16 protein-coding genes and 1 tRNA gene are annotated in these 19,121 nt (G+C 70.1%); 10 read left to right on the top strand and 7 right to left on the bottom strand.

Going from position 1 to position 19,121, the window contains the following annotated elements:
• Nucleotides 1-7 precede the first annotated feature (7 nt).
• Nucleotides 8-784: a nuclease-related domain-containing protein gene (locus ACN6M5_RS02315; RefSeq protein ID WP_434948373.1), complete on the top strand. Its 777-nt coding sequence runs from the start codon at nt 8-10 to the stop codon at nt 782-784.
• Here ACN6M5_RS02315 and ACN6M5_RS02310 read toward each other — a convergent pair.
• Genes ACN6M5_RS02310 through ACN6M5_RS02300 form a run of 3 tightly spaced genes read right to left on the bottom strand, consistent with a single transcriptional unit; the run spans nt 744 to nt 4,731 of the window.
• A complete protein-coding gene (locus ACN6M5_RS02310; protein WP_434948372.1) occupies nt 744-1,679 on the bottom strand; it encodes an alanyl-tRNA editing protein in 936 nt (311 codons plus the stop codon). The genes ACN6M5_RS02315 and ACN6M5_RS02310 overlap by 41 nt on opposite strands.
• A gap of 23 nt (nt 1,680-1,702) precedes the next feature.
• A complete protein-coding gene (locus ACN6M5_RS02305; protein ID WP_168689243.1) occupies nt 1,703-3,409 on the bottom strand; it encodes an ABC transporter permease/substrate binding protein in 1,707 nt (568 codons plus the stop codon).
• The gene (locus tag ACN6M5_RS02300; protein WP_434948371.1) at nt 3,409-4,731 is read right to left on the bottom strand and encodes a quaternary amine ABC transporter ATP-binding protein; all 1,323 of its coding nucleotides are present in this window, start codon (nt 4,729-4,731) and stop codon (nt 3,409-3,411) included. Before ACN6M5_RS02300 ends, ACN6M5_RS02305 begins: the two co-directional genes overlap by 1 nt.
• A gap of 448 nt (nt 4,732-5,179) precedes the next feature.
• Between ACN6M5_RS02300 and ACN6M5_RS02295 the strand changes: the two genes are divergently transcribed.
• The 4 genes from ACN6M5_RS02295 (at nt 5,180) to ACN6M5_RS02280 (ending at nt 8,781) form a co-directional block, all read left to right on the top strand.
• Nucleotides 5,180-6,148, top strand: coding sequence for a Dyp-type peroxidase (locus ACN6M5_RS02295; RefSeq protein ID WP_434948369.1), 969 nt, complete (start codon nt 5,180-5,182; stop codon nt 6,146-6,148).
• Between the two features lie 113 nt (nt 6,149-6,261).
• Nucleotides 6,262-7,110: an ABC transporter substrate-binding protein gene (locus ACN6M5_RS02290; RefSeq protein WP_434948368.1), complete on the top strand. Its 849-nt coding sequence runs from the start codon at nt 6,262-6,264 to the stop codon at nt 7,108-7,110.
• Nucleotides 7,111-7,135: 25 nt separating this feature from the next.
• Entirely contained in the window at nt 7,136-8,023 is an 888-nt protein-coding gene (locus ACN6M5_RS02285; RefSeq protein WP_434948367.1) for an amino acid ABC transporter permease, read from the top strand.
• Entirely contained in the window at nt 8,020-8,781 is a 762-nt protein-coding gene (locus tag ACN6M5_RS02280; RefSeq protein WP_085370301.1) for an amino acid ABC transporter ATP-binding protein, read from the top strand. Before ACN6M5_RS02285 ends, ACN6M5_RS02280 begins: the two co-directional genes overlap by 4 nt.
• 113 nt (nt 8,782-8,894) lie before the next feature.
• Here the strand turns inward: ACN6M5_RS02280 and sufU are convergent, their stop codons facing one another.
• The 3 genes from sufU to ACN6M5_RS02265 form a co-directional block, all read right to left on the bottom strand.
• The gene (sufU, locus tag ACN6M5_RS02275; RefSeq protein WP_434948366.1) at nt 8,895-9,341 is read right to left on the bottom strand and encodes a Fe-S cluster assembly sulfur transfer protein SufU; all 447 of its coding nucleotides are present in this window, start codon (nt 9,339-9,341) and stop codon (nt 8,895-8,897) included.
• The gene (locus ACN6M5_RS02270) at nt 9,338-10,615 is read right to left on the bottom strand and encodes a SufS family cysteine desulfurase (RefSeq protein WP_434948364.1); all 1,278 of its coding nucleotides are present in this window, start codon (nt 10,613-10,615) and stop codon (nt 9,338-9,340) included. Before ACN6M5_RS02270 ends, sufU begins: the two co-directional genes overlap by 4 nt.
• Before the next feature lie 76 nt (nt 10,616-10,691).
• Entirely contained in the window at nt 10,692-11,018 is a 327-nt protein-coding gene (locus ACN6M5_RS02265) for a hypothetical protein (protein WP_434948363.1), read from the bottom strand.
• A gap of 176 nt (nt 11,019-11,194) precedes the next feature.
• On the opposite strand from ACN6M5_RS02265, the gene ACN6M5_RS02260 reads away from it, so the two are divergent.
• From ACN6M5_RS02260 to ACN6M5_RS02240, 5 genes are all read left to right on the top strand, one after another.
• On the top strand, nt 11,195-12,874 hold the full coding sequence (locus ACN6M5_RS02260; RefSeq protein ID WP_434948362.1) for an HAD family acid phosphatase: 1,680 nt from the start codon (nt 11,195-11,197) through the stop codon (nt 12,872-12,874).
• Between the two features lie 56 nt (nt 12,875-12,930).
• Nucleotides 12,931-13,437 carry a hypothetical protein gene (locus ACN6M5_RS02255; protein ID WP_434948361.1) on the top strand — a complete coding sequence of 169 codons (507 nt, stop codon included), beginning with the start codon at nt 12,931-12,933 and terminating at the stop codon, nt 13,435-13,437.
• Nucleotides 13,438-13,459: 22 nt separating this feature from the next.
• A complete protein-coding gene (locus tag ACN6M5_RS02250) occupies nt 13,460-13,657 on the top strand; it encodes a hypothetical protein (protein WP_085370292.1) in 198 nt (65 codons plus the stop codon).
• A 32-nt stretch (nt 13,658-13,689) separates the two neighbouring features.
• Entirely contained in the window at nt 13,690-14,616 is a 927-nt protein-coding gene (locus ACN6M5_RS02245; RefSeq protein WP_434948360.1) for a Ppx/GppA family phosphatase, read from the top strand.
• A gap of 180 nt (nt 14,617-14,796) precedes the next feature.
• Nucleotides 14,797-18,981 carry an SdrD B-like domain-containing protein gene (locus tag ACN6M5_RS02240; protein ID WP_434948359.1) on the top strand — a complete coding sequence of 1,395 codons (4,185 nt, stop codon included), beginning with the start codon at nt 14,797-14,799 and terminating at the stop codon, nt 18,979-18,981.
• A 58-nt stretch (nt 18,982-19,039) separates the two neighbouring features.
• Here ACN6M5_RS02240 and ACN6M5_RS02235 read toward each other — a convergent pair.
• Nucleotides 19,040-19,111, bottom strand: a tRNA-Gln gene (locus ACN6M5_RS02235).
• Nucleotides 19,112-19,121 lie beyond the last annotated feature (10 nt).

The following is a 19,121-nucleotide window of genomic DNA, read 5'->3' as shown; positions in this document are numbered from 1 at the left end:
TGGCGCGGTGGACAACAGTGGACGGATGCGCGACAGGGTCGCCGGATACGCGGTGATGGAGCAGGTCGTCCGGTTGCACGGTGACGTCCCTCCGCGGTCGGCTGTCGCCCGTGCGTTCGGGGTCCGCCCGCTCAGCGCCGGTACCCGGCCCTGGTTCGACGGCGCGCTCGGCGAGCGCGAGGTGGGGGCGATGCTCGACCGCCTGCCGGACGGATGGACCGTCTTCCACGCGCTGCCCGTCGGGAACGGGGATGCGGACATCGACCATCTCGTCGTCGGCCCCGGCGGCGTGTTCGTCGTGAACACCAAGAACCACCAGGGTGCTGAGGTGTGGGTCGGCGAGCGCGCTGTGCTCGTGAACGGGGCGAAGAAGCCGTACCTGCGCAACTCCGAGCTTGAGGCGTCGCGCATCCGGCAGGTGCTCGCCACCGCGGGCCTGGTCGCCCCGGTGAACGCCGTGGTCGCGGTGCTCGGCGCGAAGAAGCTGACCGTGCGTCAGCAGCCCGCCAGGGTCGCCGTGCTCGCCGCCGGCGGGCTGAACCGCTGGCTCACCCGGCGTCCGGCCGGCGTCGATCGAGCGACCGTGGATGCGATCGTGCGCATCGTCGACGACCCGGCAACCTGGCGAGCGGTGCACGGCCCGTCCGGCGCAGGCTCAGCCACCGTCGAGCGGTTCGACGCCATCGCCCGCGAGGACAGGGCGGCGCGCGTCGTCCGGCTGGGGTGGCTGCTCGCGGTCGCGCTCAGTGCGCTCGCGGTGGCTCTGCCGTTCCTGCCGCACTGAGCGTCGCGGCGGTGCGCATCCGGAGTTCGAGCGCACCTTCCGTCTCGTGGAGGTCGAGGCCGACCGTCACCGACGCCAGTTCGGAGAGCGAGCGCAGGTGCGTTCCTCCGCACGGGATCTCGACGGTGCCATCCGGGAGGTCGCAGCGCCAAGTGCGCCGCTCCCCCAGGCCGTCTCCGTCGCGCGCGATCGACACCGCGGCTCCGGTCGCCAGCCATCCGGCCAGCAGCTCGTTGGCTGCGGCCTCCACGGTGTCCAGCGCTCCGGCGAGCTCTGCGGCCTGGAACCCCTTCTTCCGCAGGCTCTTGCCGATGCGGTACGTGTCGAGCGAGCCGTCCGGCAGGATGCGCGACTCGGTGATCGCGAGCTGGTCGAAGTTGGGGCTGCCCCTGCCGTCGAGCTGCACCTCTTTGCTCCACAGCCCGGCCAGCGCCGCGTTGAGCGCCAGCGACGCCAGGTGGCAACCGGTGTGCCCGGCGGAGAGCGCGCGGCGCAGAGCGGGGTCGACGGTGACGGTCACCGGCGTGCCCGGGGTGAGCCCGTCAGCGTCCTCCACGAAATGGCAGACGACGAACGCCCAGCCCTCCGTGCCCGTCCGCACCGGGGCGTCGCCCAGGAACAGGTTCTCTCCGTCGATCGCGCCGACCACCGCCCCGACCACGGGATTCACGACACCGTCCGCCGACAGCGTGCCGTCATCGGCGGGCTGGTCCGGCCAGACCGGGTCGACGGCGTGGAACGCCGTCCTGTCGAGGACGATCGCGGTGCGCCCGTCCCCGACCGGCTGTGCGATGAGCACAGTGCCGGTCGAGGTCAGGTCACCGTCCGGGTACGTGACGATGGTGTCCGCGTCGATCCTGGTGGTGTCGACGGGATGGGCGAGAGGGAAGCTCATCCCTCCAGCGTACGAGGTCGCGCTCACTTCGTGAGCGTGTCGACGTACTCCTGGTGCTCCGTCATCCACTTCGTGACGATGGGGTCGTAGTCGTCCGTCTTCGCGCCGTTGAACATGTCGTTCTCGAGCGAGTAGAGCAGCTTCGAGTCGAGCTTGAAGGACTTCACCCAGCCGGCCACCTCCGGGTACTTCTTCTCGAAGTCCGTGCTGGCGATCGAGTGCAGGGATTCCGCCGTCCCGAGCGTGTTCTTCGGGTCCTTCAGATCCTTCAGGTCGAACTGGTCGTACGCCCAGTGCGGTCGCCACAGGGTGACGGCGATGTTGTCCTTGCTCTTCATCGCGCTGGTCAGCTCGGCGAGCATCGCCGGGGTCGACGACGTCGTGAAGTCGAGACCGCCGAGGCCGTACTCCGGGATGACCTTCTTCTGCGTCGCCTCGGTGAGCCCGGCGCCCGGCTCGATGCCGACCAGCCGGTTGCCGAACTCGTCGGCGTGCGCCGCGAGCTGGTCGAGCGAGTCGATGGGGGCGTCCTTGTTCACCGCGATGGTGAGCTTGGCCTCGTTGTTCCAGGCGCCGAGGTCGACGAGCGAGTCTCCGTACTTCTTCAGGTACGCCTCGTGCGTGGTGGGCAGCCAGCCGTCGAACGCCACGTCGTAGTCGCCCGTGCTGAGACCGGCGAACGCTGGGCCGGCGTCGGCGTACTCGAACGTCACGTCGTAGCCCTTCTCCTCCAGCACGTGCTTCCAGAGGTAGGACACCGCCTCGCCCTCCGGCCAGCCGTTGAAGACGGCGACCTTGATCTCGCCCTTCGACGCGTCCGCCTGCGAGACGGCGGCGATGCTGGTGCCGCCGACCGCCACGAGGGCTGCCGCCCCGAGGGCCGCCAGCGCGCGCTTCGGCATCCGCTTGCGGGCTGCCCCCACGGAGGCCGTGAGCCGATCCAGGATGATCGCGATGATGACCACGGAGAGGCCGGCCTCGAAGCCGAGGCCCACATCCACCCGGCTGAGCGCCTGGACGATGTCGCGGCCGAGGCCGCCTGCGCCGACCATTCCGGCGATGACGACCATCGAGAGCGACAGCATGATCACCTGGTTCACCCCGGCGAGGATCGACGGCATGGCGAGCGGGAGCTGGATCTGGCGCAGGATGCGCCGGGGCGACGAGCCGAACGCCCGACCGGCCTCGACGATCTCGCTGTCGACGCCGCGGATGCCCAGCTCCGTGAGACGCACGCCGGGAGCCATCGCGAAGATGATCGTCGCGACGATGCCGGGCACGACACCCACCCGGAACAGGATGAGGGCCGGGATGAGGTACACGAACGCCGGCATGGTCTGCATGAAGTCGAGCACGGGACGGATGATCGCCGACGCCGTCTTCGATCGTGCGGCCAGAATGCCGAGCGGGACGCTCAGTGCGACGGCGATAGCCGCGGCGACGAGCACGAGCGCGAGGGTGTCCATCGCGTTCGTCCACTGGTCGATCCCAGCGATGACGAGCAGCCCGACCACCGTTCCCGCACCGAACACCCAACCGCGCAGCCAGACGGCGAGCACGGCGAAGATCAGGATGATGCCCCAGAACGGAGGCGTCTGCAACAGCCAGTCCATGCCCGTGTACAGCGCGGTGAAGACCGTGCGGATCACGTCGAACACAGGACCGAAGAACTCGGTGACGAAGTCGACGGCGCTGGTCGCCCAGTCGCCGAGGGGAAGTCGCACATCCATCAGCGCACCTCCTCGAGCTCAGGCTCTCCGCCTTCTCGCGCGCCGACCCCCGGCGCGGTCTCGAGCAGCGTCTGGTTCATCACGTCGACCGGGATGGTCGCCCTGGGCTCGACGATGATCGGGATCTCGGTGGTCTCGCTGGTGACGTTGCCGAGCGCCGCAAGCAGGGTCACCCGCGGGATGACGCCGAGAAGGCGGTGGTTGTCGTCGACCACCGCGAGCGGCAGATCGCTGCCGACGGACAGCTCGACCAGCTCGCTCAGCACCTCGTCGCGGGAGACGGAGGCGATGCCGTCGTCGATCACGGCGGAGAGGTCGGACTGGCCGTCCCGCACCTGGCGCATCACGTCGCGGTCGCGCACGGCGCCGAGCAGGCGGCGTCCGTGGCCGACCACGAAGGCGGCGGAGGTCTGCAGGTCGCGCATGGTGCGCACGGCGGCGCGCGGTCCAGCGGCCACGGTGACGAGCGCGCGCACGGGCTCCATCACGCTCGCCGCCGTCAGCACGCGAGCACGGTCGACGTCCTGCACGAAGCTCTCGACGTAGTCGTTGGCCGGGTCGGTGAGGATCTCCTCCGGCGTTCCGATCTGCACGACGCGACCGTCGCGCATCACCGCGATCCTGTCCCCGAGGAACATCGCCTCGTTGAGGTCGTGGGTGATGAAAACGATGGTCTTGCCGAGCTGGCTCTGCAGTTCGAGCAGCTGCTCCTGCATCTCGCGCCGGATGAGCGGGTCGAGCGCGGAGAACGCCTCGTCCATCAGGAGCACGTCGGTGTCGGCGGCCAGTGCCCTGCCGAGGCCGACGCGCTGCTGCATCCCGCCGGAGAGCTCTCCGGGGAGCTTGTCTCCCCAGCCGGACAGCCCGACGAGGTCGAGCACGGTCTCCGCCTTGGCGCGGCGCTCCGCGATCGGCACGCCCTGCACTTCGAGACCGTATGCGAGGTTGTCGAGCACGGTGCGGTGCGGGAGGAGGGCGAAGTGCTGGAACACCATCGAGATGTGCTTCTGCCGCACATCCCGGAGCTTCTTGGGCGGCAGGCCCGTGATCGTCGTGCCCATCACCGCCACCTCGCCGGCGGTCGGCTCGAGGAGCCCGTTCAGCAAGCGGATCAGCGTGGACTTGCCCGAACCGGACAGACCCATGACCACGAAGATCTCGCCGGGGCGCACGGAGAAGCTCGCATCGATCACCGCTGCGGTTCCCGAGCCTGCGACCTCGTCGCGGGTCGCCCCGCCCTGCAGCCGGCGAACGACGTCGCCGGGTTTACGTCCGAACACTTTGTACAGATTGCGCGCTTCGACGGCGGCAGATTCGCTCACTTTTCCTCCGTGGCACGCGCGGCGATGCCCTGGTGCGTGCCCGTGATTGCGCCCGGGTGGGCAGCGTGAACAGCTGGTCGACTCAAGCGGATCGTCCGATCCGCGAATCACCGGCTGCCGACGCGCCATCGGGGCACGCCCACACCGCCCGACCGTACGCTCCGGCGTGCGGGGCCGGTGTACACCTCGGCCCCTCATTCCCGGAACGCGGGCTGGGTTGTTGCGGCCCCGTTTCTGCCGGTCACGGCCAACGGGGCGACTCGACGTTATCAATGTGTTTGTACAGAAAGCCAATCGAGATTCTGCATTTCACACCACATTCCGTCGGCGGCATACACCGACATCCGCGTGCTGATGCGGATCGCTCGGGCCCTGCCATCGTTACCTTTCCGTTACCTGAGTGCCGTCGCTCTTCCTGCGGGCAGGGGATGTGCGGCAGACTCTCCCCATGACCTCCGACACCGGCGACCACGCCTGGCAGCGCGTCCCGATCGACGCCCAGAGCGTCGATGCCCCGCTCTCCCGTTCCGCCGTTTTCCTCGTGGTGTCCGTCGCGGACTCCGACGAGGCGTTCTCCACGGTGAAGGACGTGCTCTCCGACCTGTCCGGCCTGGTCAAGACGGTCGGCTTCCGCGACCTGAACGCCCACCTCTCCTGCAACGTCGCGATCGGCGCGGGCATCTGGACGAGGCTCACCGGGCGCGGTCTCCCCCGCGAGCTGCACCCGTTCGCCGAGATCCGCGGACCGGTGCACACCGCCGTGTCGACCCCGGGCGACCTGCTGTTCCACATCAGGGCGGAGCGCGGCGACTTCACCTTCGAATTCGAGCGGCTGCTGCTGGACGCCCTCGGCGACAGCGTCCAGGTGGTCGATGAGGTCACCGGCTTCCGCTACTTCGACTCCCGCGACCTGCTGGGGTTCGTGGACGGCACCGCGAACCCGGCCGACGGGGAGATGGCGTCGTCGACGCTCGTCGGAGACGAGGACCCCGAGTTCGCAGGGGGCAGCTACGTCGTGGTGCAGAAGTACCTGCACGACCTCACGAAGTGGGGCGCGCTGCCGACACCGGCCCAGGAGGGGGTGATCGGCCGCACCAAGCTCGACAACGTGGAACTGGACGACGCCGAGTACGGCCAGAAGTCCCACAAGACCCTCGCCACGATCACCGACGAGGCGGGCGTCGAGCACGACATCCTGCGCGACAACATGCCGTTCGGCCGGGTCGGGCACGGCGAGTTCGGCACGTACTTCATCGGGTACTCGCGCGCCCTCTGGGTGATCGAGCGGATGCTGCAGCGGATGTTCGTCGGAGACCCGGAGGGCAGCTACGACCGCATCCTGGACTTCTCCACGGCGGCGACCGGCACCACCTTCTTCGCGCCGCCCCGCGCCATCCTGAACGCGCTGGGCGACTGACCGCCGTGCCTCCGGCGTAACACTGTGACCGGCCGCGTTGCCCGCGCGGCGCGGGATGCGCCATGCTGAGAGACCCGCACGCACCCCGCCCCCGATCACAGCCCGGAGCCGCCATGTCCCGCCGCATCCTCACCGTCGCCGCCATCGTCGCGGCCGCAGCGCTCGCCCTCACCGGATGCGCGTCCGGCTCCGGATCCACCGGCTCGGCAAGCACGAAGGCCGACGACGCATACGTCACGCCCGGCAAGCTCACCATCGCCACGGCGGAGCCCGCATACTCGCCGTGGGTGATCGACGACAAGCCGGAGTCCGGCAAGGGCTTCGAGGCCGCCGTCGCGTACGCGGTCGCGGACAAGCTCGGCTTCGCGAAGACCGATGTCACCTGGGTGCGCACCACGTTCGACCAGGCCATCGCTCCCGGACCGAAGACCTTCGACTTCAACCTGCAGCAGTTCTCCATCACCGACGAGCGCAAGAAGGCCGTCGACTTCTCCTCTCCGTACTACGAGACCACGCAGGTGGTCGTCACCACCGGCGCCTCCCCCGCGGCCAAGGCCACCTCGCTCGCCGACCTCAAGAAGCTCTCGATCGGCGCCCAGTCGGCCACCACCAGCTTCACGGCGGCGGAGAAGCAGATCGCGCCCTCCGGCGGCGTTCAGGCGTTCAACTCCAACGACGACGCCAAGCTCGCCCTGGAGAACAAGCAGGTGGATGCGATCGTCGTCGACCTGCCGACCGCCTTCTACCTGCGCGACGCCGAGTTGAAGGACGGGAAGATCGTCGGCCAGCTGCCGAAGGCGTCCGGGCAGGACGGCGACCAGTTCGGTCTGGTGCTCGCCAAGGGCAGCCCGCTCACCGCGAAGGTGACGGCCGCGGTCGACGCGCTGCGCACCGACGGAACCCTGGACACGCTGGCCGCCAAGTGGCTCGCCACCGACGGCAACGCCCCGGTGCTGAAGTAGCGGCCGACCGGCTAACGTTCAACGGGTGAACACCATCCAGCAACCGGGCGCCGCCGGGCAGCCCAGCGACGTCGAGCAGCCCAGCGCCGTCGAACTCGGCCGGCGCGCGTTCCGGCGCAGGCAGACGACGCGCTCCGTGCTGATCAGCCTCGCCAGCACCGTCGTCGTCGCCGTCGTCGCCTGGTTCTTCGTCATCAACACCCCCGGCTGGGCCGCCGTCCAGCAGACCTTCTTCGACCCCGCCGTGGCCGTGCAGGCGTGGCCGCGGGTGTTCGAGGGGCTGCTGCTCAACATCCGGGTGCTGATCGTCGCCGCGATCGGTGTGCTGATCGTGAGCATCCTGATCGCCACGACGCGCACCCTGCGCGGACCGATCTTCTTCCCGCTGCGCGCGCTGGCGGCGGGCTACACCGACCTGTTCCGCGGGATGCCGCTGATCATCGTGCTGTATCTCGTCGGCTTCGGCCTGCCGGGGCTCGGCGTTTTCCCGCGCATGCCCGCCGAGTTCTGGGGCACCATCGCGCTCATCCTGGTCTACTCGGCATACGTGTCCGAGGTGTTCCGCGCCGGGATCGAGGCCGTGCATCCCTCGCAGCGGCTGGCGGCCCGCGGCCTCGGCCTCAGCCACTACCAGACGCTGCGGCTGGTGATCCTGCCCCAGGCGGTCCGCAAGGTAACGCCCGCGCTGATGAACGACTTCGTCGCCATGCAGAAGGACGTCGGCCTCATCTCCATCCTGGGAGCAGTGGATGCTGTGCGCGCCGCGCAGATCGAGACGGCCGCCACATACAACTTCACCCCGTACGTGCTCGCCGGGCTGCTCTTCGTGGTGCTGGCGCTTCCGATGATCCGGCTCACCGACTGGTATTCGGCGCGGGTGCGCAGGCGCGAGCAGATCGGGAGCGTCGTATGAGCGACCAGGACACCGCGGAGCCCGTGCTCCGGCTGACCGGGCTGCGCAAGCGGTTCGGAGACACGGAGGTGCTGCGCGGCATCGACCTCGACGTGCACCGGCACGAGGTGGTGGCCCTGATCGGTGCGAGCGGGTCAGGCAAGTCGACGCTGCTGCGCACGATCAACCTGCTGGAACCCATCGACGATGGGCAGATCTTCCTCGTCGGCGACGACATCAGCGACCCCCGCACCCGGATGGATGCGGTGCGCGGCCGCATCGGCGTGGTGTTCCAGCACTACAACCTGTTCCCGCACCTGTCCGTGCTCGACAACGTGACGCTCGCCAGCCGCCGCGTGCACCGCATCCCGCGCAGGGCGGCGGAGGCGAAGGCACACGAGCTGCTGGCGGCGATCGGCCTCGGCGACAAGGCGAAGGAGTTCCCGGACCGGCTCTCCGGCGGTCAGCAGCAGCGCGCCGCCATCGTGCGCGCCATCGCGACCGACCCGGAGCTCCTGCTGCTCGACGAGGTGACCAGCGCCCTCGATCCCGAACTCGTCGGCGAGGTGCTGGAACTGGTGCGCGACCTGAAGGCGTCCGGCACGACCATCGTCATGGCGACGCACGAGATGGCGTTCGCGCGCGACGTCGCCGACCGCGTGGTGTTCCTCGACGCGGGCGTGATCGCCGAGCAGGGGTCGCCGTCGGAACTGTTCGGTGCGCCGCGCGAGCAGCGCACCCGCGAGTTCCTCGCCCGGTTTTCCGGCTGGGTCGCCTGACGGCCGCCGCCTGACCGCTCACGCGGAGAATCGCGAAGATTCGCGTCCGAACTCCGCTCAAGCGGACGCACGCACGGCGTGTCCGGCGGGAACTCCGTTCGAACCGAGCGCGACTACGCGGCCGACGTGGCCAGCGCGTCCTCCAGCGCCACCCACGGCAGCATGGCGCACTTGATGCGGGTGACGTACTTCGAGACGCCGGCCAGGGCGACGGCGTCGCCGAGCAGCTCCTCGTCGCCGTCGATCGTGCCCTTCGACTGCATCAGCTCGCGGAACGCGGCCACCGCATCGGCCAGCTCCTCGCGCGACACGTCGTGCACGATGTCGCTGAGGAGCGACGCCGACGCCGTCGAGATGGAGCAGCCGTGTCCCTCCCAGCTGATCGACGCGATACCGCCCTCCGCCGATGGATGCACGTTGAGCGTCACCTCGTCTCCGCACGTGGGGTTGAGCTGGTGCGAGCTTCCCGCCGCATCCGGTCGCAGGCCGTAGCCGTGCTTCTCCTTGGCGTGGTCGAGGATGACCTGCTGGTAGAGGTTCTGAAGGTCGGACGTGCTCATCGGTCGACTCCGAAGAAGGAGCGGGCGTCAGCGACGGCCGCGACGGCCGCATCCACTTCGTCCGCAGTGCTGTAGAGGTATGTGCTGATGCGGGTGCTGGCCGTCGCGCCGAAGCGGCGGTGAACCGGCTGGGCGCAGTGGTGGCCGACGCGCACGGCGATGCCGCGGTCGTCGAGGAACTGGCCGACATCGTGCGAGTGGATGCCGTCCACCACGAAGCTCGCGAGCCCGACCCTTGGCACGTCGCGCCCAGGTCCCAGCACGCGCACGCCGGGGATCTCGGCCAGCCCGTCCAGGATGCGCGCCCCCAGCTCCTCCTCGTGCGCCTCGATGGCGGCCATCCCGACCGCGTCGAGGTAGTCCACTGCCGCGGCGAGCGCGACGGCCTGGGAGACGCGCTGCGTCCCCGCCTCGAACCGCTGCGGCGCCGGGAGGTACTCGGCGCCGGTGAGGGTGACCGTGGTGATCATGGAGCCGCCGGTGAGGAACGGCGGAAGGGCGTTCAGCAGTTCGCTGCGGCCGTAGAGCGCGCCGATGCCGGTGGGCCCGAGCATCTTGTGGCCGGAGAACACGGCGAAGTCGACGCCGGCGGCGTGCAGGTCGAGCGCCAGGTGCGGCGCGGACTGGCAGGCGTCGAGGACGGTGAGCGCACCGACCCCGCGGGCGAGGGCGACGAGCGTCTCGACCGGGTTGATCGCGCCGAGCACGTTGGAGACGTGGGTGAACGCGACGATCTTCGTGCGCGGCGTGATGACGGCGGCGGCCTCGTCGAGGCGGAGCTGTCCGTCGTCGTGCAGGCCGATCACCGAGAGGGTCGCCCCGGTCCTGGCGGCGAGCTCCTGCCACGGCACGAGATTCGCGTGGTGCTCGGACTCCGTGACGACGATCTCGTCGCCCTCCCCGATCCTGAACCGCGCCGCCGCGTCTCCCCCGCGCCCGAGCGACGCGTTCGAGATGCTGTACGCGAGCAGGTTGATGCCCTCCGTCGCGTTGGACGTCCACACCAGTTCGTCGGCGTCGACGCCGACGAAGGAGGCGACGCGTGCGCGCGCGTCCTCGAACAGCTCGGTGGCCTCCCCTGCGACGGTGTGCGCGCCGCGGTGGACGGCCGAGGTGTACTGCTCGACGAAGGAGCGTTCGGCGTCGAGCACCTGGCGCGGCTTCTGCGAGGTCGCTCCGGAGTCGAGATAGACGAACGGGTGCCCGTTGACCTCGCGGCCGAGGATCGGGAAGTCCGCGCGGATTCGGGTGAGATCGATGGTGTCGGTGTGCATGCGTTGAAAACCTTACTTCCTCAAACTGCAATGCAGTCGAGGGTTACGGCATTCCCGGATGCGCAGACTCCGCCCGTCAGGAGTCGCGGCCGACCGGCGGTTCCCCGACGAACTGGTGCGCCTCGGAGGCGAGCTCCTGCCAGTCCTCCACGTCGCCGATCGCGACCCACGAGCCGCGCGCATCCACCACCCCTCCGGATGCGGGAGAGGCGATCCCGCGGTCCACCAGGTCGAGCGCCCTCGCGGCCGGCAGGTCGACCACCAGGGCGTCCCCGTCGAGGAACGCGAACAGCTTCCCGTGGACGTTCAGGCCCTTCTCCGTCACGACGACGTCGTCGTCCGGGTCGTCGAGGAGGCGGGTGGTGAGCAGGTCGAAGGCCACGGTCGGCGATGCGTCGGTCATGGCGAGATGCTAGGCCACCCGCGATCCGCCAGACAAGGCCCGGCACCGGGAGCCACGAGGCGTCCGCTCATTCGCGCGGGCCGGCCGAGCGCGTCTGGCGCGTCAGACCGCATCCGGCTAGTGTGCTCCCAGACCCCCGTTCGGGGGTGGACCCCCTCGATTGATTGGTGTCTGCAATGTTGCTCAGGTCCACCGAGAGAACCGCCCATCCGCGCCGCATCCGCCTCGCCGCCGGGGCCGCGGGCGTGCTGGCCATCGTCGTCGGCTTCGGCGTCGTCGACGTGTCCGCCGCGTCCGCCTGGGACCCGGGACCGGGGCACGGAAACGGCCACGGGCAGCAGCTTGCGCCGCGCACCTCCTTCACGATGGCGCCGGACGGCACGAGCGGCGCGACGCAGGGCGGGGAGGGCATCCCGAACATCGACTCAGTGAAGAAGACCATCGCCACCTACTACGGCGACCCCGGCACCGGCATCGCGAACAAGACGGCGTCGCCGTACATCAGCGAGATGTCGACGATCGTGGCCGGCGAGACGGCGAAGCTGCCGGCCGAGTACGCGGCGGCGAAGGCCAGGGGCGAGAAGCCCGCGATCGTCTTCGACGCCGACGACACCACGCTGTGGACGTACGACATGGAGGTGGCGGACATGCACTTCACCTTCAATCCCGCCGAACAGAACGTGTGGGTGCAGGACCAGCGCTTCCCCGCGACCCCGGCGATGGTCGCCTTCGTGAACAAGGCCGCGGCCATCGGCTTCAGCGTCTTCGGCCTCACCGGCCGCAACGACGACCAGAAGGCCGCCACCCTCGGCAACCTGTCCAAGGTCGGATACACCCCGTTCACCGCGGAGAACTTCTACACCAAGTGGACCGGCGTCGGCGCCTCCCAGCAGCCGTCGTACATCACCTGCGCCACGGCGAAGTGCACCACGGTCGAGTACAAGGCGCTCACCAGGAAGCACATCCAGGACCTCGGATACACGATCGACCTCAACGTCGGCGATCAGTGGTCCGACCTGCAGGGCGGATACGCCACCCGCGCGCTGAAGCTGCCGAACCCCACGTACTACCTGCCCTCCCCCGACCTCCCCGGCGTGAGCGAGCCGGCCCTGTCGCCGCGCACGCACTTCACGATGGCGCCGGACGGCACGAGCGGCGCGACCCAGGGCGGTGAGGGCATCCCGAACATCGACTCGGTGAAGTCCACGATCGCCACCTATTACGGCGACCCGGGCACGGGCATCGCGAACAAGACGGACTCCCCGTACATCCGCGAGATGCGCAGCCTGGTGCTCCGGCAGCTTCCGGTGCTCGCCGCGACCTGCTTCGTGGAGAAGAAGCTGCACAAGAACCCCGCCATCGTCCTCGACGCCGACGACACCACCCTGTGGACGTACGACATGGAGGTGGCGGACATGCACTTCACCTTCAACCCGGCCGAACAGGACGTCTGGGTGCAGGACCAGCGCTTCCCCGCCACCCCGTCGATGACCACGCTCGCCGCGGTCGCCCAGAAGTCCGGATGCACGCTGATCGGCCTCACCGGACGCAACGACGCCCAGAAGGACGCCACCCTCGGCAACCTCGCCAAGGTCGGATACACCGGCTTCACACCGCAGAACTACTACACCAAGTGGACGGGCGTCGGCGCATCCCAGCAGCCGTCGTACATCACCTGCGCCGCGGCCAAGTGCACGACGATCGAGTACAAGTCGCAGACCAGGGCCCACGTCGAGTCTGCTGCCGGAGGCAAGTACGACATCGTCGCCAACTACGGCGACCAGTTCAGCGACCTGATCGGCGGCTCGGCCGACCGCGCGGTGAAGCTGCCGAACCCGACGTACTACCTGCCGTAGAACCCCCTGCCGGAGTCGGCGTCCAGTACGCTGACTCCGGCAAGGGAGGTGCGCGGATGCGGAAGCCGCTCAGGATCACGACGGTGCGGGGCAAGTGGGCCTATGCAGTCGGTGGGTGGTGCGTCGTCGGGCTCGGGGTGCGAGCGATCATCGCGACCACCGGCAACTCGCTGGCGTGGGTGGTCTTCTCCACCGTCGCCGACCTCGCGCTCTATCTGGTCGGCGCGCGGATTTTCCGCGGAGCGGACGAGCTGCGCGATCCTCCCCGGCCCTGGTGGAGGATGACCGCGAGGGCGAAACTGAGCCGCCGCCTGGGCATCCTGTTCGGCTTCCTCACCGTCACGACGACGCTCAGCCTGTTCGTCGGGAACAGCCGCCACCCGCGAACGGAGAGCGCCACCGCGAGCGCCGTGGCCGGGGCGATCGAATTCCTCGTCCTCACCGTGCTGTACGTCACCTCCGGACGCCGCCTCAAGCGACTCGAGGCCCAGCAGCCCACACCGGAGAAGGTCGATCCAGCCCTCTCCGCACCCTTCGACGACGGGTGGCCCCGCGCGCGGTGACCGCACCGGTATCCTCGTGAGCATGGTCGAGCGCACGAACGGTTCCCCCTGGTTCTTGATCGGCGGCATCCTCCTCGTCGCCGTCGGACTCGGCGCGCCGCTGATCTTCGACGCGGCGACCGGCCAGACCCAATGGATCGTGCGCGGGATCGGCGTGCTCGTCGCGATCGGCGGCGGCGTGCTGATCGGGTTCTGGGTGCGTCACAGGCAGGGGCGCTGAGACAGCACTGTCTGAGCCAGTACTGTCTGACTATGCGCCTCGGAGTTCTCGACGTCGGTTCGAACACCATCCACCTTCTCGTCGTCGATGCTCACCCCGGCGCCCGCCCCATCCCGGCTGCCACCCACAAGTCCGTGCTGCGGCTGATGCGCTACATCACCGCGGACGGCGCGATCAGCGACGAGGGCTGTCAAGCCATCCTGGACGCCATCGCGTCTGCGATGCGGGTGGCGGAGCAGGAGGGCATCGAGGAGCTGCTGCCGTTCGCCACGTCCGCCATCCGCGAGGCGAGCAACGGCCCTGAGCTGCTCGCACGCATCACCGCGGAGACCGGCGTCGACCTCCAGGTGCTGTCCGGCGAGGACGAGGCGAAGCTGACCTTCCTCGCCGTGCGCCGCTGGTCGGGCTGGTCGGCCGGCGACCTGCTGCTGTTCGACATCGGCGGCGGTTCGCTGGAGATCGCCTCCGGTCGCGACGAGTACCCGGACATCGCGGTGTCCGTCCCGCTCGGCGCGGGCCGCAGCACCATCGGGTTCCTCCACGACGACCCGCCCACCGCACCCCAGGTCGACGCGCTCCGGATGCACGCCCGCTCGGTCCTGCAGGACGCGGTGTCGCAGTTCGGCTCCCGCGCATCCGGCGGCCACGTGGTCGGCACCTCCAAGACGATCCGCTCCCTGGCCCGCCTCGCCGGGTCGACGGCGCCCGGCCCCGGCGGAACGGAGCGCAGCCTGCTGAAGCGGTCGGAGCTGTCCGACTGGGTGCCGCGTCTTGCACAGCTGCCGGCCGATGCCCGCACGGCGCTGCCGGGGATCACCGCGGACCGCACGTTCCAGATCGTCGCGGGCGGCGTCGTCCTCCGCGAGACGATGCGCGCCTTCGGCGTGGACGAACTCGAAGTGTGCCCGTGGGCGCTCCGCGAGGGCATCATCCTGCGCTACCTCGACCACCTGGGCTGACCCGGCTGGGCCCTCGTGGCCGATTGTGGACAGGATGCGTCCCACACGGGATAGTCGCGGCCTTTTCCCGCCGCCTAACCTTGCGAGCAATATCCGTGGATATCGGCCCCAACCCGACGTGGGCCGTGACCGCATCTTCCGCGCGGGATCGCCGTGCACACCCGGGAAAGCTCCATCGTCATGCCCTCCGTACCACCTCGCCATCGTGCCAACGCCACCGCGCTCATCCACCGCCGCCACGCGCGCCTCCCCCGCCTCGCGGCCCGCGCGCTGATCGCCACCGCCACCGCGGCGCTGCTCGTCGTCGCCGGCTGGGCGCCCGCCGCCCTCGCCGCGACGGCAGCCCCGGATGCGGTGGTGAACATCGCGACCGACCGCACCACCGTGGGGTGGCACGACACCTCGACGTTCACGTTCACCGTGGAGAACTCCGTCGCCGTGCCGCTCACCGACGGCGACGTCACGCTGACCGTTCCGACGTTCGACGGAACAGACGCATCCGGGAAGCCGGTCGACTGGTGGACAGCGGGCATCCACTGCACGGCCACCGGCGGCGCCGTCTGCCCGACCGGGCCGTGGACCTTCGCCACCGCCACGGGGGCCGTCGGCGCCACCGGGCTCGCGGTGCCACAGGGCGGGAAGCTGACCTTCACCGCCACCGCTCAGCACATCGCGACCAGCACGCAGTCGGCGCGCGCGTCCATCCAGGTCTCCTCGCCGCTCGGCGACCTCGCCCCGGGCACGAACACCGCCGACCTCACCTACCAGTACACGCTCGCGGGCTTCGCGCACGGCGTCGCCGTCACCCTCGACGACCACGAGCCGGCCGGCCTGGTCGCGGACGTGACCATCACCAACACGGGGTCGCAGGCGTTCGACCTGCTCACCGCGCAGTGGTCCTCCGGCATCCCGGTCGCGGCGGGTACCCCTGCGAGTCCGGGCGATCCGGCGTTCTCGGGGGTCAGCTGCGACCAGGCGGCGTCCACCGGCGACTGCGCGGCCGTGACCGGTGTCGGCGGGGGCCCCATCGTCGCCACGACAGCGGGAGGCGGCGCGCAGGTGTCCGGCCTGCAGCCCGGCCGCGCCATCGTCCTGCGCGTCACGTACACGCGGGGAACCCCCGGCTGCGGCAGTGCGCCGGTGACCTGGCCGTTCGACGTCGACACGCTCGCGGGTGTCCCGGCGGAGACCGACGGCTCTGTCGCGGACAACACCGCCCACGCCGAGACGACGTGGACGCCGCCCGCCTGCCGGAACTTCGACCTGCGCACCGACGCGGCGGACGCCGTCCCCGCGGCCGGAGCGTGGGCGCCGGGCGGACCGTTCGCGTACACGGCCACGTACTCCAACGCCGGGCCTGACGACATCACCGACGCGTACCTGCAGGCCGAGGCGCCCGCGCGGCTCCCCGGCGCGGCCTCCACCTTCGACCTGGCCGCGATCACCTGCACCGCGACCGGCGGCGCCGTCTGCCCCGCATCCTGGGCGGTCGACGGGAGCGGCGACACCCCGGAGAGCCAGAGGATCCGGAGCAGCGCCGTCACCGTCCCGGCGGGAGGGACACTGACGGTGACCTATCACGGCACGTACCAGAACATCGACGACGCGACGCAGTGCCGGCCGATGACCGTCGACTTCCGCACCCTCATCGCGACGGACACCGGCACGGACGCCGACTCGACCGGCGACGACGAACTCCTCGGCACCTTCCAAGGCAACAACGGCCGCGTCGTCCGCACCGACGCCCTGCAGGGACGCGACTGCGCATCGCGGCCGTACGACCTCGGGGTCGTCAAGACGGGTCCGTTCCTCGACGCGGCGGGCACCACCCCGGCGGGCACACTGAAGCCGGGCCAGCTCGTCTACTTCCAGCTCGACGTGACCAACAACAGCGTCAACAGCACCGACCTCACCGAGTATTCGATCGACGATCAGGCCAGCGTCGGGTTCAACGCGATGTACCAGACCGCCACCGGGACGAGCGGCACCGGCCTCGTCCCCGACGGCATCACCTGCCAGTCGGTGGCCAACGGCGCCGCCTGCCCGACCGCCCCGCCGCAGTCGGACGGTGACCCGGCATACTGGTACTCCACGAGCGACCGGATGACGGACGTCAGCCTCATCCACTACGACATCACGACCCCGGCAGGCTCGCCCGCTGCGATGCCGGTGGGCGGCGAGATCCGCCTCACCGTGCCGTTCCGAGCCCCGCTGATCAAACCGGAGTTCGCCCAGTGCAGCCCGCAGAGCGCCGCCATCGACGCTTACAACGACGTGGGCGTCCCCAGCAGCATCGCGCCCGACCTGGTCGACTGGGATCCGTACGGCAACAATTCCGACTTCGTGGAGTTCTCGATCGACCACCCGACCTGCACCACGTCGCTGAGCGTGGTGAAGACGGCGACCTCTCCGCATTTCGACGCCGACGGGGACGCGACCTTCACGATCACCGCGACCAACACCTCGACCTCCGGGCTCGAAGTCCCGCGCCTGCGCGACGCGTTCACGAGCGCCGCCGGCCTCACCCTGTCGGATGTGGATCTCGCGGCCAGCACGGTGACCTGCGCGGCCGGTCCTGGCGCGTCCTGCCCGAGCTACACCGTGCATCCCGGGTCCAGCCAGGGGGTCGATGGAGCGGACACGCCGATCGCGGCAGACGCCAACCCGTCGTTCAGCGCGTTCTTCGACGCCTCCTGGTCGACGCCGGGCGACGGCACTCCGACGATGGCGCCAGGATCCTCGGTCACCTTCACCGTGACGATGGCCCTCCCGCGCACCCCGACCGGCGACCTCACCAACCGGGCGATGTTCGGCGCATCCGACGACGACCCGCTGAGGTGGCCGACGGTCATCGACAGCGCGACGGTCAGCCCCCGTCCGGGCAGCACCGGCCTGTCCGTGACCAAGACGGTCGACCCGACGGTCGCGTACGCGGGCGAGACGATCACGTACACGTCGGTCTTCACGAACTACTCCGGCCAGAGCCGCACGGCCTACCTCGCCGACCCACTGGATGCGACCCTGCGCGCCGGCAACCCGTCCGGGTTCGGCGGTGTGGCGTGCTCCCCGTCGCCGCGCGCGACCGACGGCGTCGTCGGCGCGACCTGTCCCACTTCGCTCGCGTCGACCGCCGACGGGATCACCGCTGGGCCCTTCACGATGCCCGCGCACTCGTCGTTCACGATCACGTACACCGCGACGGCGCCGCTCGGCGGGTACTCGAGCGCTCCGAACAGCGTCCGGTTCTTCCAGTCGCCGGATGCGGTCAGCGACGGCGACGCGCAGGCCCAGGCCAACGCGGCCTTCCTCAGCCGCGCATCCCTCGCGGGAACCGTCTTCGTCGACGCCGACTACGACAACGCGCTCAGCGCGAAAGACACCGGACTGCCCGGCGTCCTGATCACGCTCACCGGCACCGACGAGCGCGGCGCCGCCGTCACCCTGTACGCCTGCACCAACGCCTCCGGGTACTACGCGTTCGCCGCGGGAGAGACGGTGTACGCCGCCCGGCCGGACTGCGCGCATCCCGCGACGGCCCCCGTCCCGGGCTTCGTCGGCCTCATCCCGGGAACGTACGCGGTCACCCAGACCCAGCCGGACGGGTTCACCTCCACCACCCCGTCGTCGTTCGTCGGAAGCCACGGAGGCACGGCGGGCACCGACACCGTGACCGGCGTGAACCTGGCCGCCGGCGATGCGGCGATCCACTACGACTTCGGCGAGCAGCAGTTCGGCTCGATCGGGGACACGGTCTGGCTGGATGCGAACGCGAACGGCCTCCAGGATGCGGGCGAGCACGGCGTCGACGGCTTCGCGGTCACCCTGAACGGTACCGACGTCACAGGCGCACCGGTCTCGGCGACTACGACGACGGACAGCCTCGGCCACTACGTCTTCGACCAGCTGCGACCGGGCAGCTACACGATCACGTTCTCCCCCGCCAGCCTGGGCGCCGGGCAGACGTTCACGACGCAGGGAGCGGGCGGGGACCCCGCGCTGGACTCGGACGGCGACCCCGCCACGGGCGTCACCGGCACGATCGCGCTCGGCGCGGGCGAACACCGCACCGATATCGACCAGGGCGTGGTGGGGCCGGAGATCGCGACGCCGCCGGTTCCGCCGGTGCCGGCCACTCCGCCAGTGCCTCCGGTGCCGCCCCTGGCGCCCCCTGCGCCGCCGCTGACGCCACCGCCGCCCGTCAACGCGCCAGGCTCGCCCTCAGCGCCCTCCAGCGCCCCCGCTGGCCGCCTCGCCTCCACCGGCTCGGACCTCAGCGGAGGCCTGACGTCGCTCGCCCTCGTGGCGGTGCTGGCCGGTGCGGTCCTGCTCGCGACGCGCAGGAGGCGCAGGCCGGGCCGGGGGTGAGCACCGAACCTCACGGCACCAACAAGAAAACCCCCGGGCGACCGGGGGTTTTTCACTGCTGGGGTACCTGGACTCGAACCAAGAACAACGGTACCAGAAACCGCCGTGTTGCCAATTACACCATACCCCACTGTCCCGAA

Origin of the sequence: Leifsonia araucanica, from assembly GCF_051161895.1 — a bacterium.
Taxonomy (GTDB): Bacteria; Actinomycetota; Actinomycetes; order Actinomycetales; family Microbacteriaceae; genus Leifsonia.
The sequence above is the reverse complement of the archived record's forward strand: the minus strand, read 5'-3'. Positions and strand labels throughout refer to the sequence as shown.